A 13480-nucleotide genomic window follows, 5' to 3' on the forward strand; every position below is an offset into this window, starting at 1 on the left:
AAGTTAGGTAAATAGTCAATTGGTTGATCAGATTATTGGTTGACCGGTAACCACAGGAGCCCCCGGGGTTTCTTTGGCGCTTGTTTTGACTGCTATAGATTAATGACAACGAGCATCACCCGTGTGATGTCCGGAAAAAACACACCATTATGAAGATCGCAATATTAGCACCAGTAGCCTGGCGTACCCCTCCCAGACATTACGGCCCCTGGGAGCAAATGGCCTCCAACCTGGCGGAAGGACTTGTTGCCCAGGGAATGTCCGTGACCCTTTTTGCCACTGCCGACTCTATCACGTCGGGTAAACTCGCCTCTATATGCGCCAAAGGGTATGCGGAAGACCCGAAAGCCGACGCCAAAGTGAACGAGTGTATGCATATCAGTTACCTGATGGAGCAGGCGCGGGACTTTGACCTGATCCACAATCACTTCGATTTCCTGCCCCTCACCTATTCCAGGCTGATCAAAACCCCGATGGTGACCACCATCCACGGATTTTCTTCTCCCAAAATATTACCGGTATACCAGCGATATAATGATATAGGAAAATATGTGTCGATCAGTGACTCCGATCGCCACCCTACCCTGCATTATGCCGCTACGGTGTACAATGGCATCCGTACCGCCGACTTTGCCTTTGAACCCACGCCGGATAACTACCTGCTGTATTATGGCCGTATTCATCCGGACAAAGGCACGCATGATGCCGTACAAATAGCGCTGCATACGCACCGCAAACTGATCATAGCCGGAATTATCCAGGATGAAGCCTATTTTAACGAGAAAGTGAAACCTTATATAGATGATGAGCAGATCATTTACATAGGCGCGGTTGGCGGCAATGAGCGCAGTGAACTGCTGGGAAGGGCCAATGCCTTGCTCCATCCCATTTATTTTGAGGAGCCATTTGGCCTGAGCGTGGCGGAGGCGATGTTGTGTGGCACACCTGTAATAGCCTACCGGCGCGGATCTATGCCGGAACTGATTAAGGACCGCAAAACCGGCTTCCTGGTGAATGATCTCCGCGAAGCAATAGCCGCCGTGGAAGACCTGAGCCTGATAAACCGGCACGATTGCCATGTGCATGCCCGGGACAATTTCAGTGCTGAAACCATGACAGCGAAATACCTGGAAATATATAAAGGGGTGTAGTCTTGCGACACACCCCTTCTATTTAATATCATTCACTACACTGCCGTGCTAGATGCCGTCTTCCTTGATCTGCGTCAGCAGTTTTTCGAGGTTGACGGTAGCAAAGCCGGAAGCGTAATCCGATAAGCCGTAAGGAATAATGAGTTCATCGTTGTGGATGATGGAACCGCAGGAGTACAGCACGTTTGGTACATACCCTTCCCTTTCATCTTTATTGGGCATCAGGAGCGGTTCGCGCAGGCGGCCTATTTCTTTTGCCGGGTTCTCCAGATCCAGCAAACTGGCGCCGATGCAGTAAGTACGCATAGGACCTACCCCGTGTGTAATCACCAACCAGCCGTCCGGTGTTTCGATCGGGGAACCGCAGTTGCCCACCTGTACGAATTCCCAGGCATATTTAGGCTGGTGGAGGATCTGTGGGTTTTCCCAGATATTGATCTTATCAGAGTACATAATGTACCCGTTGATCCCATCAATCCGGGAAATCATCACGTACTTGCCATTGATCTTGCGGGGAAAGAGCGCCAGGTTCTTGTTCTGGGCACCTTCTCCGTAGAGCGGCATGATCTTGAAGTTGTAGAAGTCTTTTGTTTGCAGCAGCTTTGGCTGGATAGTGATCCCGTCGTAAGCCGTGTATGTGGCATAATAGGTCACATTGCCGTTTTCGCTGGTATATTTCACGAAGCGTGCATCCTCAATACCCCTGCTTTCCGCATCTGAATAAGGAAAAATAACACGATCGGATAAATCGGTGTCCAGGGAGAAGTTCAGCTCATAGTAGGAATCTGCCAGCCAGAGTACTCTTTCCAGTCCTTTTTTCAGCAGATGATCTACCTGGAAGCGCTGTTGCATTTCCCGGATCACCTTTTTGAGGGCGAGGTATTCAAACTCGTCGGGAAGGCAATTTTGTATTTCGCGCATTACCGAGTCCGGAAGCCGGATGGATACTGCGTTCTGAAAGAAAGTCTGTTTATGATACCTGGAGTTGCGGATAATTTCTGCTTCATCCACATAGTTACCGGGGGCAATCAGGGAAATTTCATTGTTCTTGTCAATGATACCGGATCTGAAGGCAATAGAAGAAACGTGTCCTTCGCCCACTGCCCGGAAGCTCATGATCACCCTTCGTTGTCCTTCTTCCAGGCCGCTCTGGTCCACATCTTCCACGAGGGAAGGGTTGAAGAAAGCAGCTGATTCGATGGAGTATTCATTGGTGAAGTAAGATCCGGTGAGGAGTTTCCGTTTAAGCGACATGCCGTCGTAATCGATCTGCAGACCGGGAAACAGGTGTCTCAGCCGGTCTGCATGTCTTTCAAATATCCTGGTAATATTCCGGTGGCGCCGGGAAAATTCTCTTAGTATAGGCATGATCGTTATATCCACCTCTGCATCGCTCATAGCGGCTACCAGTTGAATAATTGATTTGGCCCGGGCCTCTCCGTTGAAAAAAAACCTGGCTACTACCCTTTTAAGGTCAGGATAAATTTTTGTACTCTTCCGCTCTATTGACAATCGCATGTGTATCGTGTTTGTTAAATACTGAATCCGTCTTCCAGGACTACGCCCTTTTTAACAACAACAATGCCGTCTTTTACTGTGTATTTCTCAAAGTCCCCGTCAGCTAAGTGTTTTCCGCCATTTATATGTACGCCGTTTCCGATGCGGCAGTTTTTATCAATGATTGCATTACTGATCACACAATTTTCGCCGATGCCCATCAGCGGGCTGCCTTCCGCTCTTGATCTTTCAATTTCATCCAGTGTCTGGTAGTAATCACTCCCCATGATATAGGTGTTGCTGATAGCGCTGCCTTTACCAATACGGGTGCGGATGCCTACCACTACCCTTTCGAGCTTATCTGCCATTATAATACAACCATCTGCGATCATTGTTTTCTCCATGTGGCCGGAAATTTTTGTAGGCGGCAACATGCGGGCGCGGGAATAGATGGTTTGCGCCTCATCAAAGAGGTTAAACAGCGGAATATCGTCTGTGAGGCCGATATTGGCTTCAAAGAAGGATTCGATATTACCGATATCTGTCCAATAGCCTTCATACTGGTAGCTATAGATGCGGCGTTTGTTTTCGATAGCCTGCGGAATGAGCTGCTTACCAAAGTCGGCGGCTTCCGGCTGGGCATTGAGCATATCGAACAACACCTGTCTGCTAAAGATGTAAATCCCCATACTGGCCAGGTAAACGCGGCCTTCTTTCTGCATTTCTTCGCTTACTTCCGAAGCCCACGGTGGCAAAACAGCCTGGGATGGCTTCTCTGTAAAGGAAACAATAGCGCCGTTTTCATCTTCCTTTAAAATACCAAAATCAGAAGCATCCTTGGCACTTACAGGAATGGTAGCGATAGAGATCTCTGCACCTGTGTCTACATGGTGTTTGATCATCTTTTTAAAATCCATCTGGTACAACTGGTCACCCGATAAAATGAGTACATACTCAAAATCGAAGTTCTCCATGTGGTGGATACATTGCCTTACGGCATCTGCTGTCCCCTGGTACCAGGTAGGGTTATCGGGCGTTTGTTCGGCTGCCAGAATATCCACGAACCCTTTATCAAAGTTGCTGAAGTGATAGGTGTTCTTAATATGTTTATTCAGGGAAGCGGAATTGAACTGCGTCAGTACAAAGATGCGGTTCAGTTCTGCATTCAAACAATTAGAGATGGGAATATCCACCAGTCTGTATTTACCGGCCAAAGGCACCGCTGGTTTAGAACGGCGACGGGTAAGCGGATACAGACGGGTGCCGGCCCCTCCTCCGAGAATAATGGATATTACATCGTTAGTCATAATGGGAATTGGTTTAAGAAGTTCATCATTCAATTGCTATTTCATACTGCTATACATGTCCAGGTACCGTTGTGCCGAACTGTCCCAGGAGTGATCAATGTTCATGCCTCTTAACCGTACTTCTTCCAGGTGAGCGGCGTCATTATATAATTCAAGGGCCCGTTTAACGGAATAACAAACGTCCCAGACGCTGGCCTGGTTAAAGCGGATCCCCACGCCGTCCTTGTCTCCAAAGTCAATAACGGTGTCTTTCAATCCCCCGGTACTGCGCACCATCGGGATGGTTCCGTAGCGCAGGGCATACATCTGATTCAGCCCGCAGGGCTCCACCCTGGAGGGCATCAGCAGGTAATCGCTGCCGGCATATATCTGATGTGATAATGATTCATCATATCCTATATGAACATTAAAACCATAGCTTACCAAAGAACGGGTTTGTTGCAGAGACCATTCAATATGTGGATCTCCACTACCCAGGACGAGGAAATTTACCTCTCCCGGTAATTCATGCAGGGATCTTCCGATGATCTCCGGCAGGAGGTCGGCGCCTTTGTCGCCCACCAGGCGGCCTATGAAAGAGATCAGGGGTAAGGACACATCGAGGCCGAAGCGTTCACACAGCTGCTGCTTGTTTTCCTGTTTACCTTCTTTAATGGTATCCAGGTCATAATTCAGCGTCAGCATATGATCCGTAGCCGGGTCCCATACCAGGGTATCGATCCCGTTGAGGATGCCCACCATTTTTGCTTTTTCATGGCTGATGAGACTTTCCAGCCCGTTGGCATTGGAAAACAGTTCTTCCAGGTATCCCGGGGATACGGTGGTAACGCGCCAGGCGCATTTGATAGCGGATGCCAGCGGATTGATGGCGCCGCCCCAGTCGAGCAACCCGGATTTCCATAAATCGAAAGAAGGAATGAGGTAGAGTTTATCCCATCCGAACTGACCCTGGTACTGCGCATTGTGAATGGTCAGCGCTGTTGGGATCTTTTTGAGCCGTTCATATTTATACCCGTAACTGAGCAGGAACGGGATTAAACCGGTATGATGATCATGGCAATGGATCACGTCTGGCTGGTGTTGCCATTCATTGATCCAGTCCAGTACTGCAATCTGGAAGGCGAGGAAGCGTTCGGTATCGTTGGGATAGCCGTACACGCCGGGCGTATCGAGTAAACCGGGAATGTCTACCAGGTAGAGATCAAAGCCCAGTTCATTGCTACGCTCCTTTAATACATTGAAATGGTACCAGTCGTGCCCCAGCCACATGCCGGCCTGGTGTACCACGTCGAATTCGTGGGTATGATAATATTTATTCCTGTAGGCCGGTACTACTACCTTGGCAAAATTTCCCAGCTGGTGCTGGTATTTGGGCAATGCTCCCACTACATCCCCAAGTCCACCTACTTTGGCTACCGGGTAACATTCCGCGCTGATGTGTAAAATCTCCATGCTAAATAGTTGATAATCCTTATTAAGTTAAACTGGAAAAATAAGAAAACAAAGACTCAGCCGGAATTTATTTTAAAAGCCATGGGGTTATATTTGTAAGTACAATTGTTATGTGTCTTACCTCTAAATACTGAATGCTCATGGATTTTGGTCGCGTTCCCCCCGATATGTTGATGGATATTGACTTCAAGTTGCCCGCCGAACCTCTTTTCAATAAGAAGGTATTAAAAGGTAAGCCTGTAAAAAAGCCCCAGGCCTGGCTCGGATGCGCCAAATGGGGGCGGAAGGAATGGATCGGGAAGATCTATCCCAAAGGCACCAAGGAGGCCAACTTCCTGGCGGAGTATGTAAAACACTTTAACAGCATTGAACTGAACGCCACCCATTACCAGATTTATGGTCCCGAAACCATTTCCAAATGGGATGAAAAAGCTGCGGGAATGGATTTCCGGTTCTGCCCGAAAGTACCTCAGTCGATCAGTCACTTCAGTAACCTGATCAGTTCAGGCCTCAAAACCACCGCCTTCCTGGAGGGGGTGCTGGCCTTTGGCAAACACCTGGGACCTATCTTTTTACAATTGAGTGATAAATATGGTCCGGCCAAACGGGAATACCTATACGAATACCTGGCTTCCCTGCCTACCGATCTGCAGTTTTTTGTGGAATTAAGGCATAAAGACTGGTTCCAGGATGAAGCAGTGAGAATAGAGCTTTTTGAAAAGCTGCGGCAGCTGAATGTGGGTATCATCATCACGGATACCGCCGGCAGACGCGATGTAGCGCATATGTACGTCACCATTCCCAAAGTATTTATCCGTTTTGTGGGCAACAGCCTGCATCCTACGGATTATACCCGGATCGACGACTGGGCCAACCGCATCAAATACTGGCTGGACAACGGTTTGAAGGAAGTCTATTTCTTCATGCACATGCACGACGAGGCCACTTCTCCCGAGCTGGCAGTGTACCTGATCGATAAACTGGAAGCTGTTTGCGGACTACAAGTAAAAAAGCCTCAATTTGTAAAAGAATAGTGCTTTTTTTTACGAATACATTACAAGAGGTGAAAAAGACGGACTGAAATATTAATTTCGCCCTCTCAAAACAGGTTTTTATAATGATGCGCGACAAGCTAGAGCAATTGGCCGGGAAACTGGAAGGCACGCTTTATACAGATGATACCATGCGGACACTCTATGCCACCGATGCGTCGGCATACCGGGAAATGCCGCTGGCAGTAGCTATTCCGCAGCATATCGATGATCTTAAGACTCTGATCCGTTTTGCGCGCGAAAACAAAACCTCCCTCATTCCCCGTACTGCCGGCACCTCGCTGGCAGGACAGGTAGTAGGCAACGGGATTATTACCGATGTATCCCGCACTTTCACCCGCATCCTGGAATTTAATAAAGAAGAAGGATGGGTACGCGTGGAGCCGGGCGTGATCCGCGATGAACTTAACATGTTCCTCAAACCGCATGGTTTCTATTTCGGCCCCGAAACGTCCACTGCCAACCGCGCCATGATAGGCGGTATGGTGGGCAACAACTCCTGCGGCTCCAACTCCGTTGTATACGGCAGCACCCGGGAACACCTGCTGGAAGTAAAAGCCCTGCTCAGCAACGGCGAAGAAGTGACCTTCGGTACCCTCGACGCAGACAGCTTCCACCAGAAATGCGAAGGACCAGATACCCTGGAAACCCGCATCTATAAACAGATCCGGACCAGCCTGAGCAACTATAGCTACCAGGAAGAAATCCGGAAAGAGTTTCCAAAGAAAAGCATCCCGCGCCGTAATACCGGTTATGCGGTGGATATGCTGCTGGAAACAAATCCTTTCACCGCCGGTACGGAAGACTTCAACTTCTGTAAACTCATTGCCGGTTCAGAAGGAACCCTCGCTTTCCTCACCGAAATCAAACTGCATGTAGACCCACTTCCGCCAAAGGAAACCGGCCTGCTCTGCATCCACTTTAATAATATCGATGAATCGCTCCGGGCCAATATCCTGGTGATGGACTATAAACCCAGCGCCAGTGAACTGATTGACCACTACATCCTGGAATGTACCAAAGACAACATCGAACAAAGTAAAAACCGCTTCTTTGTACAGGGTGATCCCGGCGCCATCCTCGTGGTGGAATTTTGTCGCAACACCCGGGAAGAAATTGTGGCTATTACCAGTCAGCTGGAGGCCACCCTGCGCGCCGCCGGACTGGGATACCACTTCCCGCTCCTCTTTGGCGACGACACCAAAAAGATCTGGGCGCTCCGCAAAGCAGGCCTGGGCTTGCTCAGTAACCTCCCCGGCGATGAAAAAGCCGTTCCCGTTATTGAAGATACCGCCGTTGCCGTAGAAGACCTCCCCGATTTTATCAGGGACTTCAACGATATATTGCATCAGTATAAATTATACGCCGTACACTATGCACACGCCGGTAGCGGAGAAATACACCTGCGCCCCATTATCAACCTGAAAACGGAAGAAGGCAATTTACTGTTCCGCAAAATTGCAGAAGAAATTGCGACCCTCGTTAAAAAGTACAATGGCTCCCTCAGTGGAGAACACGGTGATGGCCGCCTTCGTGGAGAATTTATCAAACAGATGGTGGGTGATAAAAACTATGAACTGCTGCGCCAGATCAAATATACCTGGGACCCGGAAAACATTTTCAATCCCAATAAAATCGTAGACACGCCATCGATGAATACGATGCTGCGCTACGAACCGGGCCAGCAAACACCTCCGCTGAAAACTATCTTCCATTTCCCGGAACAAACCATGCTGCAACACGCAGAGCAATGCAACGGTTCGGGCGACTGCCGCAAAACGCAGCTGAGCGGTGGTACCATGTGCCCCAGCTACATGGCTACCCGAAATGAAAAAGATACCACCCGCGCCAGGGCCAATATCCTGCGCGAGTTCCTCACGCACAGCACCAAAGAGAACCGTTTCGACCATAAAGAAATTTACGAAGTACTGGATCTCTGCCTGGCCTGCAAAGGATGTAAATCCGAATGCCCCTCGAATGTAGATATGGCCAAGCTGAAAATGGAATTCCTGCAACATTACTACGATGCCAACGGCGTGCCGCTGCGGGCCAATATGATCGGCAACTATTCCAAATTATCAGCACTGGCCGCCATTGCGCCTTCCGTATATAATGCCGTAGTCAAGAATTCCTTTACCGGTGGTCTTATCCGCAAGTTCACCGGCTTTGCCGCCAAACGCTCCCTCCCCGGTATGCACAGCATCACCTTACGGAAATGGTTCAACGAAAAGTGGCCAAAGGAAAAACAAGGCGCTGCCGGCAATAAAAAAGTATACCTTTTCTGCGACGAGTTCACTAACTATAACGACACCACGATCGGGATCAAAGCCGTGCAACTCCTGCACCGCCTCGGTTACGACGTACAGATGATAGAACACCCGGAAAGTGCCCGTGCATACATGTCGAAAGGACTGCTGCGTAAAGCGCGCGAATATGCCGATCGTAATGTTCGTATATTCAGCGACGTTATCAATGAAAATGTGCCGCTGCTGGGCGTAGAACCTTCTGCTATCCTGAGTTTCCGCGATGAATACCCGGACCTGGTGAGCGAAGAACTGCGCAGCACCGCCAAAGCGCTGGCCAAACATGTATTCCTCATAGATGAATTCATTGCAGCCGAAGCTGATAAAGGACATATCACGGCTAAACAATTTACTTCTGAGAAACAACATATTAAATTACATGGCCACTGTCAGCAGAAGGCATTGTCTTCCGCGCTGCACAGTAAAAAGATCCTTTCCCTCCCCTCCAATTATTCCGTGGAAGTAATTCCTTCCGGTTGCTGTGGTATGGCGGGTTCCTTTGGCTATGAAAAAGAGCATTACGACCTGAGTATGCAGATCGGTGAAATGGTATTGTTCCCGGCGGTGCGCAATGCAGCGTCAGGTACTATCATAGCGGCGCCGGGTACAAGCTGCCGCCACCAGGTAAAGGATGGTACCGGTGTGAAAGCGCTGCATCCGGTGGAGATATTGTATAACAGCCTGGCATAAACGAAAAGGCGTTAAAAAAAATGGGGGAGATAACAACAGCTATTGCGGTTGTTATCTCCCCCTGATATTTCAGGTTAGCTATACTTGTCCTACGTACAACTTCGTTTCATAGTGAAACTTCACCATGCCCTGCTCCTTGAATTTTTCGAACAGGTCTTCCAGTGCGGTTATCATCGTATGATAAGAAGGATGATCTTTTTCGGGGATATACGAAGAAGAGAGCAATCGTCCTTTCAGCGCGGGAAAATCGAACAGCTGCGCGTTCTGAAACACATTTTCCTGCATGGTACCGGGTTTGAAGAAGCCAGCTAACTCAGACGCCCCTACGTTTCTGTGCTGCATATCTTTATAATCGGTGCCATACTGATGGAGGAGTTTTTCATATCCTTTTTCAAAGGGCAGCTCTGCCTGGCGTACATTCCACATCAATACTACTCTGGCATTTTCCGTACCGATCCGGCGGAATTCTGCGGCAGTGGCTACCTGGTCGAACCAGTGGAAAGCGGTGCCTGCAATCACTAAATCTACTGAAGCATCGGGCAGGGTGGTATGTTCTGCGCTGCCGTTTACCGCCGTGAAATTGGGGTAGCGGCTCAGGAGATTCTCTGCAGCTTCCCTCATTTCCCGGTTGGGTTCTACGGCGTATACTTTATTGCCGTTGTCGAGGAATGGCTGGGCGGAAATGCCGGTACCGGCGCCGATATCGGCTACTACGGTATGACGGGTTAAACCTGTTTCGGTTTCGAGATAAGGAATAACGGCCGCAGGGTAATGCGGCCGGTATTTAATATAGTTATCTACTCTTGTGCTGAAGCGTTCCGTGTTTTTCATACGAAAATGAAGTTAGGGTTATTCTCCCAATCCTTTTGGTTTTTTCTCTTCATTACCGTGTGCTTCCAGGTCTGCCAGTTTCTTTTTACCGTAAGATACTTTTGTGATCAGTACGTAGAGTACCGGTACGGTAAAGATACCCAGTAAGGTAGCTGCCAGCATACCGCCTACTACGGTAAAGCCAATGTTTACGCGGGAAGCTGCACCGGCGCCCTGTGCTAAGCACAATGGCAACACCCCTAATATAAAGGCGAAAGAAGTCATCAGGATGGGACGCAAACGCAGTTTTACAGCTTCCAATGTGGCATCGAGCAGGGGCATTCCTCTGTCGACACGTTCTTTACAGAATTCCACGATCAGGATGGCATTCTTTGCTGCCAACCCGATCAGGGTGATCAACCCGATCTGGGAGTATACGCTATTAGATTGTTTGGTTAATGATAGTGCCAGGATAGATCCGAACAAGGCGATCGGTACTGCCAGCAATACGGAGAATGGTACGGACCAGCTCTCGTACAGGGCTGTCAGCAGCAGGAATACAAACAGGATCGACAAGGCAAAAATGAGTACACTACTGTTACCTGCTTCAATTTCCTGTAAGGATACGTTGGCCCACTCGAAAGAGAAGTTTTCCGGCAGCACTTCTGCGGCTACTGACTTGAGAGCGTTGATGGCATCACCACTACTGTAGCCTGGTTTGCTATCCCCGTTGATTTCCACGGAGCGATACAGGTTAAAGTGATTGATTACCGGGGCGCCGGAAGCTTTCTGGGTAGTGATCAGTGCACTGAGCGGCACCATCTGACCGGTGGCATTCCTTACGTAGTAGGTATTGAGGTTATTGATGCTGGTACGGTAGGTAGAATCTGCCTGTAATACTACGCGGAAGCTGCGGCTGAATTTGGTGAAGTCATTGACATACAAACCACCGAGGAAAGTTTGCAGGGCATTGAACACATCGCTTACGGCTACACCGAGTTGCTTACATTTATCACGATCTACTTCCACGTTGAACTGTGGGGTATTGGCGCTGAAGAAGGCATAGGCCCGGGCTATTTCCGGCCGCTGGTTTGCTTTCATCAGGAATTGCCCCATAACCTGCAGGAACTGGTTGATATCCGGGTTACTCCGTTGTTCGAGCATGAAGGAGAAACCGCCGGTATTACCCAATCCACGCAGTGTAGGCGAAGGAATACAAATAATATTGGCGCCGATGATACGGCTTGTCGCCATCTGTATCCTGCCTAATACTTTTCCCATATTATCGCCATGGGCGTATCGTTCATCCCACGGACGGAGGCTCACGAAGAAGGTTCCGGAGTTGGGCTTGGTGGCGTTGGCCACAAAGTTGATCCCGGTGATGCCGAAAAAGTGCAGTACTGCACTGTCTTTCAGCAAAATATCACTCACCTGTGCCACCACTTCCTTGGTTCTTTGGGAAGAAGAAGCTTCCGGTAGTTCCAGGGCGATGAACATGGCGCCCATATCTTCCTGGGGAACGAAGGTGGTAGGTGTTTTCTTAAAGAGATAGAAGGCGGCTACAAATATCACGGCCATGATCACCAGCACCGCCGGGGTTTTGCGGATGCTGAACATCACCCCTTTTCCGTAGCGGTTGGTAAATCTTTCAAACCACTCATTGAATTTGAAGAAGATCTTGTTCAGTCCTGTCGACTTCTGCGTCAGATGTGCCGGTCTTAGCAGGATGGCGGTGAGTGCAGGCGTTAACGTTAGTGCCAGGAAAGCCGATAACAATACCGAGAAGGCGATGGTTAAGGCAAACTGTTGATACAGTCGTCCGCTCACACCGGGAATAAAGGCTACCGGCACAAACACCGCTGCCAGGATGAGGGCGATGGCAATTACCGGTCCCTGTACCTCCGACATAGCTTTGAAAGTAGCTTCGCGGGGCGACATCAGGTTAGCGTCAATATGATGCTGCACCGCCTCCACCACCACAATGGCATCATCCACCACGATACCGATGGCCAGTACGAAACCGAACAGGGTGAGGGTGTTGATGGAGAAACCGAGCAGCTGGAAAAATATGAACGTCCCGATGAGGGAGATGGGAATAACGAGGATCGGAATGATGGTAGCACGCCAGTTCTGGAGGAATACAAACACCACGATCACCACCAGTATCAGGGCTTCTACAAATGTTTGTATTACCTCTTTGATGGAGATTTTTACGAAAGACGTAGATTCAAATGGAACGAGCCATTTTACATCTTCCGGAAAACTCTTTGCCATCTCGTTCATCTTTTTCTCTACCAGGTCATTTACATCCAGGGCATTGGCACCCGGAGCGAGGTAGATGGCCATACCACTACCTGTTTTACCATCAGCTTTTGCTTCGATAGCGTAGGTAAAGGAACCGAGGTCGATACGGGCTACATCGCGGAGCCTTACCAGGCTACCGTTCTGGCTGGTGGCCACTATCACGTTACCAAATTCTTCGCTGGTAGCGAGACGGCCTTTTACGCTCACCGTGTATTCAAAAGCCTGTGAACTGCGCATGGGGGCAGCGCCAATGGAACCGGCAGGCACCTGTTGGTTCTGCTCCGTAATGGCGCGGGAAATGTCACCGGCGGTAAGGCCGAGGGCAGCCATTTTATCCGGGTTGAGCCATATACGCATACTATAATCCTGGGAGAACGCATTCACGTCACCCACACCGGCCAGACGGGCCAGTTCAGGTTTCAGGTAAATGTTCAGGTAGTTATCGAGGAATTCGCGGGTATGTTTTCCCTTGGGAGAGTTCAGCGCGATTACCATCAGCATATCATTGGAACGTTTCTTCACGGTTACCCCTACACGACGTACTTCATCGGGTGTACTGGGTAACGCCAGGCTCACACGGTTCTGCACATCCAGGGTAGCGATATCGGGATCAGTACCCAGTTTGAAGCTCACGGTGATACTCATGGAACCATCGTTGGCGCTTACCGACTGGATATACATGGCGCCGGGCGTACCGTTTACCTGGTTTTCAATGGGCGTGGTCACTGTTTCTTCTACCGTTGTGGAGTTGGCTCCCACGTAACTGGCCCTTACATCTGTAACCGGCGGTGCGATATCCGGCAGCTGTGCAATGGGGAGGTTAAACATGCAGATGAGCCCTACAATCACAATAATGATGGCAATTACGATCGTAGTATTCTTGCGCTCTATAAATGTTTTTGAGATCATACTGT

The 13480-nt window shown here is 49.3% G+C and carries 8 protein-coding genes; 3 read left to right on the forward strand and 5 right to left on the reverse strand.

The window, feature by feature from the left end:
- The first annotated feature begins 149 nt into the window (after positions 1–149).
- Positions 150–1151, forward strand: a complete 1002-nt coding sequence (locus BMW79_RS23920) for a glycosyltransferase family 4 protein (RefSeq protein WP_089898861.1) — start codon at positions 150–152, stop codon at positions 1149–1151.
- 48 nt (positions 1152–1199) lie between these two features.
- Here BMW79_RS23920 and BMW79_RS23925 read toward each other — a convergent pair whose 3' ends face one another.
- From BMW79_RS23925 to BMW79_RS23935, 3 genes are read right to left on the reverse strand one after another with little or no spacing between them, the layout of a single operon-like run.
- The gene (locus tag BMW79_RS23925) at positions 1200–2669 is read right to left on the reverse strand and encodes a glycoside hydrolase family 130 protein (RefSeq protein ID WP_089898864.1); all 1470 of its coding nucleotides are present in this window, start codon (positions 2667–2669) and stop codon (positions 1200–1202) included.
- Positions 2670–2683: 14 nt separating this feature from the next.
- Positions 2684–3955, reverse strand: coding sequence for a glucose-1-phosphate adenylyltransferase (locus BMW79_RS23930; RefSeq protein WP_089898867.1), 1272 nt, complete (start codon positions 3953–3955; stop codon positions 2684–2686).
- 36 nt (positions 3956–3991) lie between these two features.
- Positions 3992–5407, reverse strand: a complete 1416-nt coding sequence (locus BMW79_RS23935; RefSeq protein ID WP_089898870.1) for a glycogen synthase — start codon at positions 5405–5407, stop codon at positions 3992–3994.
- 140 nt (positions 5408–5547) lie between these two features.
- On the opposite strand from BMW79_RS23935, the gene BMW79_RS23940 reads away from it, so the two are divergent.
- The gene (locus BMW79_RS23940; RefSeq protein WP_089898874.1) at positions 5548–6441 is read left to right on the forward strand and encodes a DUF72 domain-containing protein; all 894 of its coding nucleotides are present in this window, start codon (positions 5548–5550) and stop codon (positions 6439–6441) included.
- 86 nt (positions 6442–6527) lie between these two features.
- A complete protein-coding gene (locus BMW79_RS23945; RefSeq protein ID WP_089904163.1) occupies positions 6528–9452 on the forward strand; it encodes an FAD-binding and (Fe-S)-binding domain-containing protein in 2925 nt (974 codons plus the stop codon).
- A 78-nt stretch (positions 9453–9530) separates the two neighbouring features.
- Here the strand turns inward: BMW79_RS23945 and BMW79_RS23950 are convergent, their stop codons facing one another.
- On the reverse strand, positions 9531–10283 hold the full coding sequence (locus BMW79_RS23950; RefSeq protein WP_089898877.1) for a class I SAM-dependent methyltransferase: 753 nt from the start codon (positions 10281–10283) through the stop codon (positions 9531–9533).
- An 18-nt stretch (positions 10284–10301) separates the two neighbouring features.
- Complete coding sequence (locus tag BMW79_RS23955) at positions 10302–13475, reverse strand: efflux RND transporter permease subunit (RefSeq protein WP_089898879.1); 3174 nt, start codon at positions 13473–13475, stop codon at positions 10302–10304.
- Between the last annotated feature and the right edge of the window lie 5 nt (positions 13476–13480).

The sequence above is a fragment of the Chitinophaga arvensicola genome, from assembly GCF_900110835.1.
Taxonomy (GTDB): Bacteria; Bacteroidota; Bacteroidia; order Chitinophagales; family Chitinophagaceae; genus Chitinophaga; species Chitinophaga arvensicola.

Coding starts and splice junctions, on each gene's coding strand:
- BMW79_RS23920 (WP_089898861.1), top strand. CDS start 150: ATGAAGATCGCAATATTAGCACCAGTAGCCTGGCGTACCCCTCCCAGA.
- BMW79_RS23925 (WP_089898864.1), bottom strand. CDS start 2,669: ATGCGATTGTCAATAGAGCGGAAGAGTACAAAAATTTATCCTGACCTT.
- BMW79_RS23930 (WP_089898867.1), bottom strand. CDS start 3,955: ATGACTAACGATGTAATATCCATTATTCTCGGAGGAGGGGCCGGCACC.
- BMW79_RS23935 (WP_089898870.1), bottom strand. CDS start 5,407: ATGGAGATTTTACACATCAGCGCGGAATGTTACCCGGTAGCCAAAGTA.
- BMW79_RS23940 (WP_089898874.1), top strand. CDS start 5,548: ATGGATTTTGGTCGCGTTCCCCCCGATATGTTGATGGATATTGACTTC.
- BMW79_RS23945 (WP_089904163.1), top strand. CDS start 6,528: ATGCGCGACAAGCTAGAGCAATTGGCCGGGAAACTGGAAGGCACGCTT.
- BMW79_RS23950 (WP_089898877.1), bottom strand. CDS start 10,283: ATGAAAAACACGGAACGCTTCAGCACAAGAGTAGATAACTATATTAAA.
- BMW79_RS23955 (WP_089898879.1), bottom strand. CDS start 13,475: ATGATCTCAAAAACATTTATAGAGCGCAAGAATACTACGATCGTAATT.